The 16,251-nt window shown below is 41.4% G+C and carries 11 protein-coding genes and 1 riboswitch; of the genes, 1 reads left to right on the plus strand and 10 read right to left on the minus strand.

Features of this window, described 5'->3' with window-relative positions; genetic code table 11:
- Positions 1 to 87 precede the first annotated feature (87 nt).
- The 6 genes from ACIQYG_RS10550 to ku all read right to left on the minus strand — a co-directional run bounded on the left by ACIQYG_RS10550 (position 88) and on the right by ku (position 9,394).
- Positions 88 to 858 (minus strand): dioxygenase family protein, encoded by a 771-nt coding sequence (locus ACIQYG_RS10550; RefSeq protein ID WP_402837736.1) that lies wholly within the window; start codon positions 856 to 858, stop codon positions 88 to 90.
- Positions 859 to 933: 75 nt separating this feature from the next.
- Positions 934 to 1,701 (minus strand): polysaccharide deacetylase family protein, encoded by a 768-nt coding sequence (locus ACIQYG_RS10555; protein WP_402837738.1) that lies wholly within the window; start codon positions 1,699 to 1,701, stop codon positions 934 to 936.
- 104 nt (positions 1,702 to 1,805) lie between these two features.
- Entirely contained in the window at positions 1,806 to 5,255 is a 3,450-nt protein-coding gene (gene metH, locus ACIQYG_RS10560) for a methionine synthase (protein WP_402837740.1), read from the minus strand.
- Positions 5,248 to 7,095, minus strand: a complete 1,848-nt coding sequence (locus tag ACIQYG_RS10565) for a bifunctional homocysteine S-methyltransferase/methylenetetrahydrofolate reductase (protein WP_402837923.1) — start codon at positions 7,093 to 7,095, stop codon at positions 5,248 to 5,250. The genes metH and ACIQYG_RS10565 overlap by 8 nt, the downstream gene beginning before the upstream one ends.
- Positions 7,096 to 7,199: 104 nt before the next feature.
- Positions 7,200 to 7,298, minus strand: a riboswitch (SAM riboswitch).
- Positions 7,299 to 7,409: 111 nt separating this feature from the next.
- Positions 7,410 to 8,060 carry an MOSC domain-containing protein gene (locus ACIQYG_RS10570; protein ID WP_402837742.1) on the minus strand — a complete coding sequence of 217 codons (651 nt, stop codon included), beginning with the start codon at positions 8,058 to 8,060 and terminating at the stop codon, positions 7,410 to 7,412.
- 491 nt (positions 8,061 to 8,551) lie between these two features.
- Positions 8,552 to 9,394 carry a non-homologous end joining protein Ku gene (gene ku / locus ACIQYG_RS10575; protein WP_309077882.1) on the minus strand — a complete coding sequence of 281 codons (843 nt, stop codon included), beginning with the start codon at positions 9,392 to 9,394 and terminating at the stop codon, positions 8,552 to 8,554.
- 150 nt (positions 9,395 to 9,544) lie between these two features.
- Between ku and ligD the strand changes: the two genes are divergently transcribed.
- Positions 9,545 to 11,392 (plus strand): DNA ligase D, encoded by a 1,848-nt coding sequence (gene ligD / locus ACIQYG_RS10580; RefSeq protein WP_402837745.1) that lies wholly within the window; start codon positions 9,545 to 9,547, stop codon positions 11,390 to 11,392.
- A gap of 560 nt (positions 11,393 to 11,952) precedes the next feature.
- Here ligD and dapF read toward each other — a convergent pair.
- From dapF to ACIQYG_RS10600, 4 genes are all read right to left on the minus strand, one after another.
- Complete coding sequence (gene dapF, locus ACIQYG_RS10585; protein WP_402837747.1) at positions 11,953 to 12,939, minus strand: diaminopimelate epimerase; 987 nt, start codon at positions 12,937 to 12,939, stop codon at positions 11,953 to 11,955.
- A 182-nt stretch (positions 12,940 to 13,121) separates the two neighbouring features.
- On the minus strand, positions 13,122 to 14,423 hold the full coding sequence (locus tag ACIQYG_RS10590) for an NCS2 family permease (protein ID WP_402837749.1): 1,302 nt from the start codon (positions 14,421 to 14,423) through the stop codon (positions 13,122 to 13,124).
- Positions 14,424 to 14,579: 156 nt separating this feature from the next.
- Entirely contained in the window at positions 14,580 to 15,152 is a 573-nt protein-coding gene (locus tag ACIQYG_RS10595; protein WP_402837751.1) for a beta-class carbonic anhydrase, read from the minus strand.
- A gap of 91 nt (positions 15,153 to 15,243) precedes the next feature.
- Complete coding sequence (locus ACIQYG_RS10600; RefSeq protein ID WP_402837753.1) at positions 15,244 to 16,038, minus strand: hypothetical protein; 795 nt, start codon at positions 16,036 to 16,038, stop codon at positions 15,244 to 15,246.
- Positions 16,039 to 16,251 lie beyond the last annotated feature (213 nt).

A 16,251-nucleotide genomic window follows, 5' to 3' on the forward strand; every position in this document is an offset into this window, starting at 1 on the left:
TCTTTTTTTCGCTAAAAAAAGATTTTTGTATTTTTGTATAATGATTATTTTTCAGGTAAATTTAACTAGTTTGAAAACCCTTTCATCTTACTCAAACTTCCAAGCTGTTAAACTCAGATTGCCATATTGATAGCTCCTATGCAAAAGAGTCGCTTTTTTGTTGTCATCCCCTGACCCCATTGCGATGACCAATGGAATGAAATGCTCTTTGGAAGGCACAGCCTCTGTACTGTAAGGGGCAATATTTTCATAATTGAACAAAGGTTGCAAATCCCATTTCATGATTTTCTCTTCGACCCAATTCTCAAACTCGATTGCCCATCCTTCTGCAACATGCATGTCTTTCTGAATATGGGTGAAATTATGGACAATTCCACCGCTTCCTATGATCAGGACATTACTTTCCTTTAATTCCCTCAACGCTTTCCCAATTTCATACTGCTTGTACAATGGCAGCGCAAGACTTATGGACATGGATACGGTCGGGATATCTGCTTCGGGATACATGATATGCAAAAGCCCCCATGCTCCATGATCCAGGGGGCGCCTTTCATCAAGTTCCCCCAATACATCTATCCTGGACAATAAGGTTAAAATTCGATCTGACAGCTCAAGGCATCCCCTGGCAGGATAGGTTACCTGAAATATTTCTTCAGGAAATCCTGCAAAATCATAAATGACTTCATGCTTCCCCACTGCAGAAATCATTTGATCTTCATTTTCCCAATGCGCTGACAAAATAACGATGGCAGCAGGTTTCTTCATAGTTTGCATATAATCCTTCAAAAAAGAGGTATAGCTATTCTTTTCCAAAGCTAATAGCGGTGTTCCGTGTGATAAAAACAATGATGGCATCATAGAGACGATAAATCCTTTCGCATTGTAATCTCAATATCCTATACCTTAATTTACTATAGTTAAACTATGTGTTCATCAATTAAATTGCATTTTTGGCGTTGTCTCATCAATAGTATCAAAGGTATATCCTTCTTTTTTAAGGAATTCAATTATATCAGGCAATGCTTTCACTGTATTTTTCATACTATTGATATCATGCAATAAGATATTAACATGCTTTTGATTTTTCGTCCCTTTTTGTACAGCAGTAATGATTTGTTGTTCACTTATTGACGGACTGAAACCATCTGTCGAGTCAATGGACCAATCAATGTAAATATACCCCTTTTCCTTTAGTTGTTGAAGGATTCCATTGATGATTGGTTTCGTTGACGCCTGATGCCGCAGACGATTATTCGAGCCTCCGGGAAGGCGCACAATACGGCTTTTTATCCCATACTCCTCTTGCAGCATGGTTTCAAGCCTATTCAAATCTTGAAAGAAACTCTCAGTTGACCGATAAACGATGGAATAATCATGTGTATATGAATGAAGGGCAATCGAATGACCGCGGGATATCATTTCCTGATAACATTCCTTTGCGTATGGTTCCTCGTTACCTTTAACGAAAAATGTGGCCTTAACATGATAGCGGTCCAAAATATCCAATATCTCCATGGTATTCAAAGATGGTCCGTCATCGAAAGTCAAATAAGCGATTTTCTGATTCGCCTTACTTTTTAGGAGCGGTGTCATCTCTTCAGGAACCACTGCATGTACATGAATGTTCTGCACATCCACATCAAACAAAATAATAATGAAAGAACTCGCCATGAAAAGAATTAATTTTAGCATCTTCTTCATAGGTGTTGCATCCCCTTCCTTTTGACCATTAAGGTGTACCAGTTAAGGGGTTTCATGCGCAATAAGGCAGCGGTAAAAAATACCGCTGCCTTTATTAAATGAAGTTATCGATCGACATTAAAGTAACGTGCTTCAGGATGTGCAAAAACAATGGCTGAAACGGAAGCCTCAGGTTCCATCATGTATCCTTCAGTCAATTCCACACCAATATCTTGAGGTTGCAACAGGCGGAATAGCTTCTCCTGGTCTTCCAGATTAGGGCAAGCAGGATAACCAAATGAAAACCTTTGCCCGGTGTACTTAGCGGCAAACCGCTCTTTCATGGACATATCAATCGGATCGCTTATACCTAAATCATCCCGCATCAATTGATGAATTCTTTCCGCGAACCCTTCGGCTGTTTCGAGAGCAAGTGATTGAAGGGCGTGATTTTTTAAGAAATCACCTTCAAGCTTCAGTTTTTCTGCCCATTTCCTGATGCCTTTTCCGGCAGTGACCAGGAAGAAACCAACATAATCCATTTGCCCGGATGAGATCGGTTTAGCGAAGTCCGCTAAACAAAGATGCGGATTCGTATCTTGCCGGGGAAAGTCGAAAGTTTCCAAAACCTCATGATGATTGTCCGGGTTATATATAAATAGCTTATCTCCTTCGCTTTGAGCAGGGAAAAATTGATAAACCGCATTCAAACCATAATCCGGTTCCATCTTTAGGAATTCGATCAATTCATCAACGAGATCATTGAGCTGCACTGCTTTTTCATTCCCTTGCTTTAGCAACTCGGAAACTTTGCCTTTTAACCCCAAATGATGACCAATCAGCATTTGCCTATTTATATATGGCTGGACGACATCCAATGGATAGTTTTTCAGGACGTGACGTTTGATGTCACGCGGTTTTTGAACAGGAGCATCGCTTAAAGGAGCCGCTGTGGACTGCTTACGAACAGGTTTTTCCATCGTGGCAGCAATGGCGGCATTCGCTTTCGATCTTTCTCGTTTCTCGACCAACTCTTCCAAGTAGAGCCCTTTTTTGTCAGCGTCATGTAAAATATTCGTTACAGCCAAACCATCCATCGCATCTTTGGAATATAAAACCGGCCCTTCATATTCAGGTGATATTTTAAAATCGGTGAATTTACGGGATAATGCTGCCCCTCCAACTAAAATTGGGGTATCTATTCCCGCTTGCCTTAAATCCTGAGCGGTTAAAACCATTTGCTGTGCAGATTTGACAAGTAACCCAGATAGGCCAATGATGGTTGGCTCATGTTTTCGAACCTCTTCAATGATTTGTTGCGGTGCGACCTTTATTCCCAAATCAATGACTTCATAGCCATTATTGGATAGGATGATATCCACTAGGTTTTTCCCGATATCATGCACATCTCCCTTGACAGTCGCCAACAGGATTTTCCCTTTCTTAGCACTATCTTCAGAGTTTTCCATAAGTGGCTCAAGGTGAGCTACAGCCGCCTTCATCGCTTCAGCACTCTGAAGCACCTCCGCGACAATAAGTTGGTTGTCATTGAACAGCCGACCCACTTCACTCATCCCATCCATCAATGGTCCATTGATGATTTCCAGTGGTGTATCACCTCGCTCAATCGCTTCATTTAAATCATCAACCAATCCTTCTTTCGTTCCTTCGATAATATAGTTACCTAGACGTTCGTCCAATGGCAGGATTACACCATTATCCTTCTTCTCCGCTTTCTTTCCACGATAAAATTCGGTAAAAATCGCTAAAGTTTCAGTTGAAGTCTCAAACAGGAGTGCCTCAGCCAATTTCACTTCCTCTTCCGGTATCAAAGCGAAACGTTCAAGTTTTTCTGTATTAACGATAGCATAATCAAGACCCGCTTTTGTGCAATGGTAAAGGAAAACGGCATTTAATATTTCCCTTCCCCTCGCCGGCAGACCGAAAGAAACGTTAGAAATCCCAAGTATCGTTAGGCATTCCGGAAACTTTTCTTTAATCGCCTTTATTCCATTCACCGTCTCCAATGCAGATCCAATATATTGTTCATCCCCTGTGCCTACAGGAAATACCAGCGGATCAAAAATGATGTCACTTTTGTTTAGACCGTACTTATTAACGAGCAAATCCACAGACCGTGTAGCCACTTCCAATTTCCGTTCAGCATCGACGGCCATCCCAATTTCATCAATGGTTCCGACGACAACGGCAGCACCATATTGATGGACTAAGGGGACTATTTTTTCAAAGCGCTCTTCACCATCTTCAAGGTTTATGGAATTAATGATCGATTTTCCTTGTGAACGTTTTAATGCTTGTTCAAGTACCGCTTCATCCGTAGTATCGATGACCAATGGGACTTTCACTTTTTTGACGACCTCTTCTACAAATTCCTTCATGTCGCCAAGTTCATCCCCATCAGGATCAGCAAGACAGATATCAATGACATGGGCGCCTTTTTTTACTTGGTTACGTGCAATTTCGGCAGCTGGCTCATAATGCTTTCCACGTATCAGCTCCTTGAATTTTCGGGAACCGATAACATTCGTTCTCTCCCCTACGAATAAAGGACGCATTGAATCATCATAAATTAGCGGCTCTATGCCTGATACGGCATGGCCATGGGCCGTTTCCGTAATTGTACGGGGCTTCATGCCTTCGAGTACCCTGGAAAGTTCTTTAATATGTTCTGGTGTCGTACCACAACATCCGCCAATGATATTGACCCATCCCTTATCGGCAAATTGCTTCATTTTCTCTGCCAGGGAAGTAGGTGATTCGTGATAGTGACCTTCTTCATCAGGGAGCCCTGCATTCGGATAACAGCTGATGGCGCTATTTGATATATCTGCAAGTGTCCTGATATGGTCTATCATGAATTCCGGCCCTGTTGCACAATTTAGGCCGACAGCAACGGGATTCATATGTTCAACCGATAAATAAAAAGCTTCTATGGACTGGCCAGCAAGTGTCGTTCCCATCGGTTCGATCGTTCCTGATATGATGACAGGCACATCTCTTCCCGTTTTAGCGAATGCTGCCTTGATTCCAGAAAAGGCAGCCTTGACATTAAGCATATCCTGACAGGTTTCCACCAATAGCAAGTCTACACCGCCATCCAAGAGACCCAGTGCCTGTTCTTCATAAGAATCGGTTAAAATATCAAAAGTCGTTCCCCCCGTTACGGAAAGCGTTTTTGTAGTGGGGCCCATCGAGCCAGCCACATACCTTGGCCATTCATCATTTGAATACTTCTCACAAGCTTTAACGGCAAGCTCAGCTGAAATTTTATTTAGCTTGTAGGCGATCGTGCTTATTTGGTATTCCTCAAGAACGATGCTGGTCGCTCCGAAGGTGTTTGTTTCAATGATGTCTGCACCCGCTGCTAAATATTTTTCATGAATGGATTGGATGATTTCCGGTTGCGTCAGTGATAAATACTCATTGCAGCCCTCGAATTGTTCCCCGCCAAAATCCCCAGCCGTTAAATTCTCCGCTTGAAGCATCGTTCCCATCGCTCCGTCAAGAAGGAGAATCTTAGAATTTAACTGATCTTGAATCGCTTTTTTATTCATGTACTGCCACCTCTGATGTCTGTTTACTATCGACTTTTCTAATATATTTCGTTAGTTCCGCCGTCATTTCATAGCGAAGGAACGGAGTGATTAAATAAATCCCCTTGAATTTTTCCCTTGCCGCGTCCACAAGTTCCCGCGCAATATTCACCCCTTCAATCCTTGACTTTACAGGATCATCCCCCGCTAAAGCCATGGCCCTTCTAACATTATCAGGCAATTTGATGCCTGGGATCTCATTATGGATGAATTCGGCGTTCCGAGTGCTTGTCAAGGGCATGATACCGATGAAAATTGGGGTTTCTAAATGCTTTGTAGCTTCATATACTTCTTCGATCTGCTCCACGGAATAAATTGGCTGTGTCAAAAAGGATTGAGCACCGCAGGCAATCTTCTTTTCCATTCTCAGTACGGCTTTATCCAGATATTTCACATTGGGATTAAAAGCTGCCGCAATTTTAAAATTTGCCCGCTGGCCCAAACTTTGACCGGAATAGGAAAGGCCTTCATTAAATTGTTTGACCATACTTATCAGGTCAAAGGAAGATAAATCATAAACCGAAGTGGCACCCGGGAAGTCCCCAATTTTTGAAGGGTCTCCGGTGATGATCAATATTTCGTTCAGCCCCACTGTCTGCAGACCCATTAAATGTGACTGCAGGCCAATCAAATTTCGATCACGGCATGTTATATGCACCATCGGCTTTATATTCAATTGGTTCTTCAGTAAATTAGCCAGTGCATCATTCGATATCCTCGGGGAGGCTAGTGAATTATCCGCTAATGTAATGGAATCGACCCCTGCTTTTTTCAAAACCTCAGCACCAGTCATGAAGCTCTCTATTCCTAGCTTTTTCGGTGGATCAAGCTCAACAAGAATCGTCCTTTCTGTTTTGGCTTTTTCGTAAAGGGGAAGTTCCAATTCCCTATCGTTCACTTCAATTATTTCTATTTCGCGGGATTTCGTAAATTTCTCTTTCACGGGAGCCAAACTTCCAATTGCATTCTTTACAGCTTGAATATGCAGTGGAGTCGTTCCGCAGCACCCTCCTATGATCACGGCACCTTGCTCACGAAGTTCCAGGGCACTAGAACCGAAATATTCCGGCACAGCTTTATAAACGAGCCTTCCATCGACATAATCCGGCAGGCTTGCGTTAGGGTAAATGGCAATCGCTGCTTGCTTTGGCAAACTCACTTCTTCCAAGGCCCGAATCATATGATGTGGACCGAGACGGCAATTCACACCAACCACATCGGCACCTAATTGCTCGAGTTTTTGAAAGGCTTCATTTAAATGGATTCCATTTTGAAGATTACCCAGTTCATGCATCGAGACATTTGCGATGATCGGCAGTCCAGTTTCATTTTTAACGATTTGCAGGACGGTTTCCAGTTCTTCCAGGTCATAAAATGTTTCCAAGAGAATCCCATCAGGGTTTTCCATCAACAGACTGTATAGCTGTTCACGAAAACCGCGTTTTATCTCTTCCATGCTTAAATCCGATTTCCTGATACTCCGCTGTGCCCCTATGGTACCGAAGACGTATGCCTTTCCTTTTGCCGCTTTTTTAGCGAGAATGACTCCCTGGCGATTGATTCTGCTCACTTCGTCTTCAAGTCCATACCGTTTCAATTTATTGAAATTGGCTCCGTATGTATTCGATTGAAGGATATCTGCACCAGCTTCCAGATAGGCACGGTGGATGGACTCTATTTGATCTGGGTTCGTGCAGTTTAATTCCTCATAACATTGATCGATGCCATTAGAATAAAGCAAGGTCCCCATTGCCCCTTCCCCAACCAGCATTCTTTCTTTCAATTCTTTACGAAAATTCATCATTACACCCTCTCTCAAAAACATTCCTGTTTTTGTCGTAGTCTATGAGTATGAGAGAAAAAGAAAAAAAACCTTCTCAAAGAAGAAGGTTTTTTGAAACATTCTCCTCATCTATCAAGCTCTGCTTGCTGGATTTAGCACCTTTGCCTAAGCTGGTTGCTGAGGTTTCTTCGGGCCAGTCCCTCCACCTCTCTCGATAAGATCCATTTATATAATTTTCAAAAGATTTCAAAATTTGATTATACTTAATTTACATTAATAATCTGTCAATTTCAATACCTGATCGACATTTTTTTCACTTTTGCAAAAATCATTCAATCTTTTGCAGCTTGAACCCTCTTCAAGATCCTTTGTTTCCAGTCTTCCGCTAACGAGTCTAGTGTAAGTAAAGCCTTAGCGCCTTCCAGCCCATCTCGTTTATGAAGGATGACCTCTGATGCATAATGAACTGAAATTTTTTCTTGCAAACGGTCTATTAGCACAATCTCGTTTTGTTTATTTATCGTTCCTTCTTTAAGTACTCTTGCAAAATAACCAGTGAAACTCGTTTTCAGCACGAGTTCCAAAAACTTAGGTTCTTGATTGAAGTGGGAAATGGTCGAACAAGGTATCCTCCCCTGGTTAATTTGAACAATCACATCGCCTATTTGGTAAATATCGCCGATATACGTTGTTTCTTCCCTCATCCCCGCTATGGTTAAATTTTCACCGAATGCAGGGATATCCAGCTTTTTAGAGAATTTTTCATTCCATAATGAATAATGCTCAAATGGGTAAAAGCACAAAGCCCGATCAGGACCTCCATGGAACTTTACATTACCCACACCATCACCCATTATGCCTGCTTTAGTCACTGTCAGATTATCCTGTGCTTGTTTATCCATGGCTGAAAAGATATCGATATTCGAAAAAGTTTCATGTTTCGGCTTCCCCGCATGAAGTGATTTGATTTTTCCATTTTCCATTTTGCATCTTCCATTCATAATTAATTTATATCATCTTATATGTATAAATTATACTAAAAATCCATTTTATTCAGTAGCTTTTTTATGTATATGAAATGAAAAAGCCACATGGGCCGTTAAATGGGCGAAATATCATTGATTTCCAGAAAAATTCATAGGTTAGTTTCAGTAATTTTGTTGCTATTTCAGAATTAAATATGGTAGAATATGAACACAATATATAGTCGAAAACTACAACCGTTCGCCTATATGTTGATTTTCACGATTGAATTCCTCATTGTCGCTCTTTAGGGAGCGAATTTTTTTGCTTTCATTTACTTCCACTTTTTTCTTTTAATCCCATTCAATTTCTTGCGTCGTGATTGACTTAACAATTCGTACCTTCCTTCCTCCCTGTCAGGTCCCTATCATTTCCTTATTAGAAGCCTGATTCCTTGCTAAAACATGCAGAAAGCCGAGCGACATCATGCGTCTTCCGCTCAGCTTCCTGTTTAAGCTTGTTTCTTTTTTTTCGGTGCCGCTTTCTTTCGCGTCGTCTTTTTCTTTTCCGGTTCATCATGTTTCGTACGGTCTATGGATGCCTGTAATGCCTCCATTAAATCGGTTACATTGTTGGAAACTGGTTCTTTAGTTTTGGCTGTAATCGTCGTCTGTCCCGTTTTCTTTGATTCAATCAATTCTAGTAACGCGGTTCGATAGTCATCGGTGTATTTTGTCGGATCGAAAGTAGTCGTTAATTGATCTATCAATAATACGGCAGTATCGATTTCTTTTTTTACAATGGTATCATTGGCAGGGATATTCGGAACATCCGCTGTGGAGCGGACTTCATCCGGATAATGAATCGTTTCCATAACCAAGGTATTATCAACGACTCGGATTACCGCCATTTGCTCTTTAGAGCGAATGATGATTTTCGCCAAACCTACCTTATTCGATTCCTTGAGGGCCTGCCTCAAAAGGGAATAAGCTTTTATCCCCCCGTCATTTGGGGACATGTAATAACTTCGGTTAAAATAAATGGGATCTATTTCTTCAATTTTAACGAAATCCACGATTTCCACGGCTTTTTCTTCGTTTTGTTTTTTCAGTTGTTCTAGTTCATTGTCTTCCAATACAACAAACTTTCCCTTTGTATACTCAAAAGCGCGGACTATATCATCCTTCCCCACTTCTTTCTCGCATACCGGACAAACCTTTTCGTATTTAATCGGTGAATGGCATTCCTTATGCAACGTCCTCAAAGATATATCCTTATCCTCCGTTGCAGCATGAAGTTTGATCGGAATGTTCACCAAACCGAATGATATGCTCCCCTTCCACATCGTATGCATATTCGTCACCTCATAACTTATTTTTAATGAGAAGAACAATTTTATTATTCCCCTTTGCTCAAAAAAAACCGAAAAAACAATTGCCAACTCTAACACTACGTTTTTTTGGCAAAATAATGTTATCAATTATTTGCGGAGGTAAATACAAAAATGAAACCGATGCTGCCTACCTATTACCCTGAAGCCCCCAAATCCAACGATTGGCGTTATGAAGTCAAATATGACGGCTTTAGGGCTATTTTAACGATAGACACCGATACCATAAGCATTTCGAGTCGGAATGAAAAGGAGTTATCAACTCAATTCCCAGAAATCATTGCTTACATCAAAGATCTGGACCTGGAAGATTATCTCCCGCTCCAGTTAGATGGAGAATTGGTCTGGCTTACCAATCAGGCGAAAGCGGACTTTTTTCAAATACAGTGGAGAGGACGCCTAGGGAAACAATCCTTAATTTCAGAAAATGCCCGTTTTTCCCCATGTCGGTTTATAGCGTTTGACCTGCTTCGCATCAGCGGAAAAGACGTAGCGGCTAAACCAATGGTGGAACGAAGGGAATTGATGTTGAATATGGGGGAAAAACTCGGTCTTCCTATGCCTCCTGATCCCAACGATAAGGCATTGATACAATTAATTGAGAGTTTTGACGTTTTGGATAATGCTTTGAAGAAGGTCACCCTGTTAGATGGCGAAGGTGTTGTCGCCAAGGAAATTCGGGGTGTTTGGCAAGAAGGAAGACGTACAACATCTTGGATTAAGGTGAAAAATTGGAAGACCGTTTCTTGTTTCATTACAGCATTGCACAAAGAAAATGGTTATGTTTCCCTCGCAGTTTTCAAAGAAGGTGCCGTAACGAAAATCGGGAGTGTCAAAAATGGACTGAGTGCTCGAGATAAAAGTATATTGCATCAACTGATCAAGCAAAATGCATCAGACGAAGACGCACAATTTTTTTATATCCATCCATCCATTTGCATTGAAGTTCAATTCTTACACGTATATGAGGAAAATGAATTACGTGAACCCCAGTTTTCGCAATGGCTTTTACAAACGTCTCCCGACGAATGTACCTGGGAGAATTTCGTGCTAGGGCAATATACATTTCCAGATACTGTACAAATAACTTCCAGGGATAAACCGCTTTGGATAACAGGAGGTAAACAGGTGGTAAAAGTTGAATACCTTCATTATTTACGGGAGGTTTCAGCTTTCTTCTTACCCTTCTTGAAGGATAAGCTGCTTACCACGATCCGCTATCCTCATGGCACTTTGGATAAAGAAAGGTTTTTCCAAAAAAACAAACCTGATTATGCGCCGGACTTTATTAAAACGTTCATGGATGAGGATATCGAGTATATGCTGTGTAACGACATTGAAACCCTTCTTTGGTTTGGTAATCAACTTGCATTGGAATTTCATGCCCCATTTCAGAAAGCCGGTAAAACAAGACCCGACGAAATCGTCCTGGACTTGGATCCTCCTTCCATCGAATATTTCTCCTTTGCGGTAAAGGCTGCACAGGAAATAAAAAAGGTGATGGAATCATTAAGGATTAAAGCTTTTGTAAAAACTTCAGGTAACAAAGGACTGCAAATTCACATCCCTCTGCCTGAAGACAGATTTACTTATCAGGAGACACGCATATTCACTGACTTTCTGGGGGACTACTTGACAAGTTCCAATCCGAATGATTTTACAACAGAAAGAATGAAAATAAATCGGCATAATCGACTTTACTTGGACTTTGTGCAGCATAGTGAAGGAAAAACCATCATTTTGCCTTATTCCCCACGGGGAAATTCTTTCGCTGGTGTAGCTACACCTTTGTTTTGGGAGGAAGTGAACGAAAGTCTCCAGTTAAAGGATTTTACGATTGAAACCATACCAAACAGAATAAAAAGGAGCGGGTGTGCATTTATGGATTACCGACTGGTGGATAATGGACCAGCCTTTTTGGAAGTATTGTCGTTCCTTAAACAAAAAAAGACCCATAACTAATTGGTAAAATGGAAAGGTGCCTCCGGGGACTCTCTTTCCACTGGCAGGCTTTGATTTGATGCGGCTTGGCAGACAGTAGGGCGGTTAGGGAGCGGATTTCTGAAATAACCCGAACGTTTTTTTTTGAAGGTTAGTAATTCTGATCGTTGATTTCCACTCCAGGCACTCGCTTTCCGCGGGCGGTCCGGGAGCCTCCTCGGCGCTCGCTCGCCTGCGGGGTCTCCCTTGGCCACGCTTTTCCCGCAGGAGTCTCGTACCTTACGTTCCAATCAACTGGGACGTTTCTTTTTTTAAAAAAAATGTAGGCTAGTCTCATCCCGAATAATGTTTAAGACTAGGTTACCCTTCATATTTTTTTACTATAATCTTTAATGGACTGAAGAAATTTGCGACACTCCTGCCGAATAATTGGCTAGCCGGGACCCCACAGGCTCTTGATCCGAGGAGGCTTGGCAGACAGTCGGCGGAAAGGGAGCGGATTTCTGAAATCCACTGCAATTTATAAAAAACTGCAGGCAAACTCGCTTTTTTTCGAGTTCGCCTGCAGTTTAAAAATTTCTTTATAATTTTGTTTTCAAATAACCTTGCACTTCATCCTGCAGCTTGGCATATAAGCTTGTTTCCAACTCAAAATCTTCTTTTTCAAGCATTTCAAATTTTTCAGGCTGATCTAAGTCAATTTCAATCGATACCTTGAATTCATAGGTTGCATTCCCGATTAAATCAATTGAATACGTTTGGCTTTCTTCATCATGGTGGACCACGCATTTAACTTTTCCGCCGTTATTGTAGACAGATATTTCACTTTCCAACGCGTTTAACCCAACAGAGCATGTTACTAGGCTAGAAGCCGACATCGCCGTTCCACATGCATTCGTGAAGCCTACTCCACGTTCGAATGTCCGCACATAAATGCTCCCTGGTTCCAACTCTTTCACAAAGCTGACATTGACACCATCAGGGAAAAGCTCATTCGGTTGATTGACCTTTGTTGAAAGTTTTTCCTGCAAATCACTTTGTAAAACATCACTATCGACAAGTGAGATCAAATGTGGATTAGGAACCGCCAATGCCGAAAATAAAAGGGTATCATGCAGTTCCGGCAATGTTTCGTTTTGCAGCTGTTCTTTAGCCAATACAAGAGGTAGATCCCTCACATTAAAACTTACCGGGGAAATTTCCACCTTGAAAGTCGGAATCCCCTCATAAATATCTTCCGTTTTTTCCACGAGCAGATTTGCCTTCATGGTTTCCACGATCATTTTATCGAGCCCAAGAACGTCATTCGCGTAACGTGCCACACAGCGAAGTCCATTGCCGCACATCGAGGCTTCCGATCCATCCGCATTAAAGACACGCATCCGGCAATCAGCATGTTCACTTTTCATTACGAACAAAATACCATCCGCTCCAAGCCTTTCCCTATTGCATAGGGCCTTCGCGAAATTTTTCCGCTCTTCTTCAGTAAACGTCAGGGTCGTAGTCAATTCATCAATGATCAAGAAATCATTTCCTGAACCATGGCTTTTTAAACCTTCAATAATCATCCTGTCACATCCTCTAATATGCTGCTTGTCATTTATCATTTTTTTAATATTCTATATCATAGCATTTTCAAGATGGATGTGTCATCGCGTAAATCACAATTAATCCATTTTTTCGACGAAAAACCCAATAAGAAAAGCGGTTGGAATAAGAATTAACTCATACCAACCGCTCTTTTGAATTATTAACCGATCATACCGATGATGAAATAGACGATAAACATTCCGGCACTTACATACATCGGTGCTGACACTTCTCTCGCTTTTCCGGTTACAAGTTTCAAGAACGGGTACAGGATGAAACCGAATGCCATTCCATCGGCAATACTGTAAGTGAAAGGAATGATCGTAATGATCATGATTGCAGGTATGCTCTCGGTTAAATCGCTGAAATCCAGCTTTTTTATATTTCCGAGCATTAAAATGCCAATGATAATTAAGATGGGGGCAATGGCGCTATCAGGGATTACTTTAATCACCGGTATAAATAGCAGTGATAGAATGAATAGCACGCCCGTCACCACCGAAGTAAAACCTGTCCTGCCTCCTGATGCGATTCCTGCTGCCGTTTCAACTGTAGCGACGGTAGGACTCGAACCGAATATACCTGAAAACAGAACGGACACACTTGTCGCCTGCAGCGACTTTTTATAGGCATCCTGGCGGTTTATGCTGCCTACATGCCCGTGCACAAGACCAATGTTTTCAAAAACAAGAACCATCGTCATCGCAAATACACTTATCCAGAATTCAATCCGGTTCGCTTCCAAGAACGATAATGAAAAGAAGAGATCGCCGTAGGAAGCTGTGTTTACGCCTGAAAAATGGATTTCCGATAGTTGAACCGTACCGAACCAATAGGCAATGAGGCTGCCTGCCAGGATGGTAATCATGAAATTACCGGGGACATTCTTGATGAACAGCGTGATTGCCAGTAAAAAGGTCAACACCGTTGCACACACCGCTGGATCGCTTAAATCTCCCAGTGCGACGATTGATGATGAACCTCTTGTGATTATCCCGCCCTTTTCAAGTCCGATCAGCATCAAGAATAAGCCAAGACCAACAGATATGGCTTCTTTTATCGAACCTGGAATCGAATCACTGATTAACTTAGAGTATTTTGTAAAAGCGATGATTACAAAAATTACCCCCGAGATAAAAACAGCACCAAGAGCCGATTGCCAAGATAGACCCATTCCTTGAACCATGGTATAAGCAAATAAGGCATTAACGCCCATTCCTGGAACGAGAAGGATTGGGACATTCGCCCAAAGCCCTATCATGATACAGCTTAAAGCTGATAAAAGAATCGTGGCAATCACTGCACCATTAATCGGTATGCCCGCTTCCGATAAAATCAGGGAATTCACGATGAGGATATAGACTATCGTAAAATAGCCGACCACTCCAGCAAGGATTTCACGTTTTCCATTCGTTCCATAGTCGGAAAAATGAAAAAACGTTTCCAAGTTTAATTTCTTCATGTTGTATCCTTATTAAATTTATCCCTCGCCCACCCGTTTGTATTAGTGACAAACTACACTTGGCGATTTTAACAAAAAAAAGGATAAAAATAAATAGTAATGATAAAAATTTGAAAAAAACTGCCGGAAATGATCCCGACAGCCTCGATGAATATATTATTTTTGTACTTCCGAATACCCATCGACTACCAATTCCAGCTTCCCTGTATCAGGCGAAATGATTAGACCATGTACAGGAATGTTTTTAGGGATCAAAGGATGTCCTTTAATCACTTCCACGCTGTTCTTACAACTTTCATAAACATCATCAAATCCGCGAAGCCAACTGCGGATATCGATTCCTGCAGCCCCCAGTGTATCGATGGTGCTCTTTGGTATATCACGTTCTATCATCTTGTCCATTACAGAATCGGCATCGACTGATGCCATCCCGCAGTCATGGTGAGGTATGACCAATACTTCATCTGCCTTTAGCTCATAAATAGCAACAAGGATACTCCGCATGACACTTCCGAATGGGTGGGAGACGATTGCCCCGGCAGTCTTCAGGATTTTGACATCGCCATTTTTGACATTCAAGGATTTTGGCAATAGTTCAACGAGCCGAGTGTCCATACAGCTTATGATTACCATACGTTTCTCAGGAAACTTATCCGTTCTATACTTTACATATTCACCTTTTTCAACAAACTGTTCATTATAATCAAGAATCTCATTAAGTAAACTCATAATTACCACCTTTTTAATATGTATTATTAATCTATGTATCTCTCTAATATTATATCAAATATTTAAAAGATTTGCTAAAGGGTAATCATAGTCAATTTGAACGATGATTCAGTGTGGCTGCACAGAACCCAAATACGATGATTTTAGGAATTTCAGCAACATTTGATGAAAAAGATAGTATGGGTGTATTTGTCTTGAATCGTGTCCCCCACTCCAAAGGCATCCAGCCTTCTTGGTATGAAACGATCTTTTCCCCGTCTTTTGTGACAATCTCGAAAGAATTCACACTTCCCGGCGTTTCAATCGGCATCCATTCCGTACCGTCTTCCTTATAGATCATTCCATTGATCTTCACGAATGAGGGATTTTCTTGATACGATCCAATAATGCCGCCCCGATCATCCATGATCGTCATTTTATTGAAAAGCCCCCTTTTGATATGGTACTTAGCCAGCAAACGCCCCTCATGGTCCACCAGTTCATACCTCTTCACCAATAGCATCGACAAGAAATTGGGAATCATCCACATGAACCACTTCATATTCAAATCCCGTACCTCGCCCATTAGTGACCCATCCGGCGCAAAGAGAAGCAGTCGCAATGTCGGTGCCGGCATAAAAGTCAATAAAACATGTTCATTTTTTAATAACCCGGTATTCGTCCCGATGTGTTGATCAGGCAATTCCTTCATTCTATTTTCATATATACGATGGCTGACAAATTGGGCAATGCTAAAGAAAATAAAAGGAAACGTTATCAATAATATATTGCCCGGTATCATCGCAAAAATATGGCAAATGAAAAATACAACTGCCAAAAGAAGAGATATCCAAGAAGCATGAAAATTTGAATTGCTCGTTTTCTGATAATATTCACGTATATTCATATCCCGCTCTGCTGCTCACTCCTTACAAAAAAGATTACCGCCTTTAGGGCTGCCATTGATTAGCAGTACCAAAACCCGCCCGGCATCTGCTTCCTGAAAGTGCATGGAAGCAGTTATCATAATACTTTATTCGCTTTAATGTGATCTATTCCCTTTTTAATGAAAGGTAATTCCTAACACGGTTCATATAAAAAAGGACTCCGAATTGATCGG

Origin of the sequence: Peribacillus sp. NPDC096622 (assembly GCF_044762665.1) — a bacterium.
Lineage (GTDB): Bacteria > Bacillota > Bacilli > Bacillales > DSM-1321 > Peribacillus > Peribacillus frigoritolerans_B.

Coding starts and splice junctions, on each gene's coding strand:
- ACIQYG_RS10570 (WP_402837742.1), bottom strand. CDS start 8,060: ATGGAAAATGGAAAAATCAAATCACTTCATGCGGGGAAGCCGAAACAT.
- ku (WP_309077882.1), bottom strand. CDS start 9,394: ATGCATACGATGTGGAAGGGGAGCATATCATTCGGTTTGGTGAACATT.
- ACIQYG_RS10550 (WP_402837736.1), bottom strand. CDS start 858: ATGATGCCATCATTGTTTTTATCACACGGAACACCGCTATTAGCTTTG.
- ACIQYG_RS10555 (WP_402837738.1), bottom strand. CDS start 1,701: ATGAAGAAGATGCTAAAATTAATTCTTTTCATGGCGAGTTCTTTCATT.
- metH (WP_402837740.1), bottom strand. CDS start 5,255: ATGAATAAAAAAGCGATTCAAGATCAGTTAAATTCTAAGATTCTCCTT.
- ACIQYG_RS10600 (WP_402837753.1), bottom strand. CDS start 16,038: ATGAATATACGTGAATATTATCAGAAAACGAGCAATTCAAATTTTCAT.
- ACIQYG_RS10565 (WP_402837923.1), bottom strand. CDS start 7,095: ATGAATTTTCGTAAAGAATTGAAAGAAAGAATGCTGGTTGGGGAAGGG.
- ACIQYG_RS10595 (WP_402837751.1), bottom strand. CDS start 15,152: ATGAGTTTACTTAATGAGATTCTTGATTATAATGAACAGTTTGTTGAA.
- ACIQYG_RS10590 (WP_402837749.1), bottom strand. CDS start 14,423: ATGAAGAAATTAAACTTGGAAACGTTTTTTCATTTTTCCGACTATGGA.
- ligD (WP_402837745.1), top strand. CDS start 9,545: ATGAAACCGATGCTGCCTACCTATTACCCTGAAGCCCCCAAATCCAAC.
- dapF (WP_402837747.1), bottom strand. CDS start 12,939: ATGATTATTGAAGGTTTAAAAAGCCATGGTTCAGGAAATGATTTCTTG.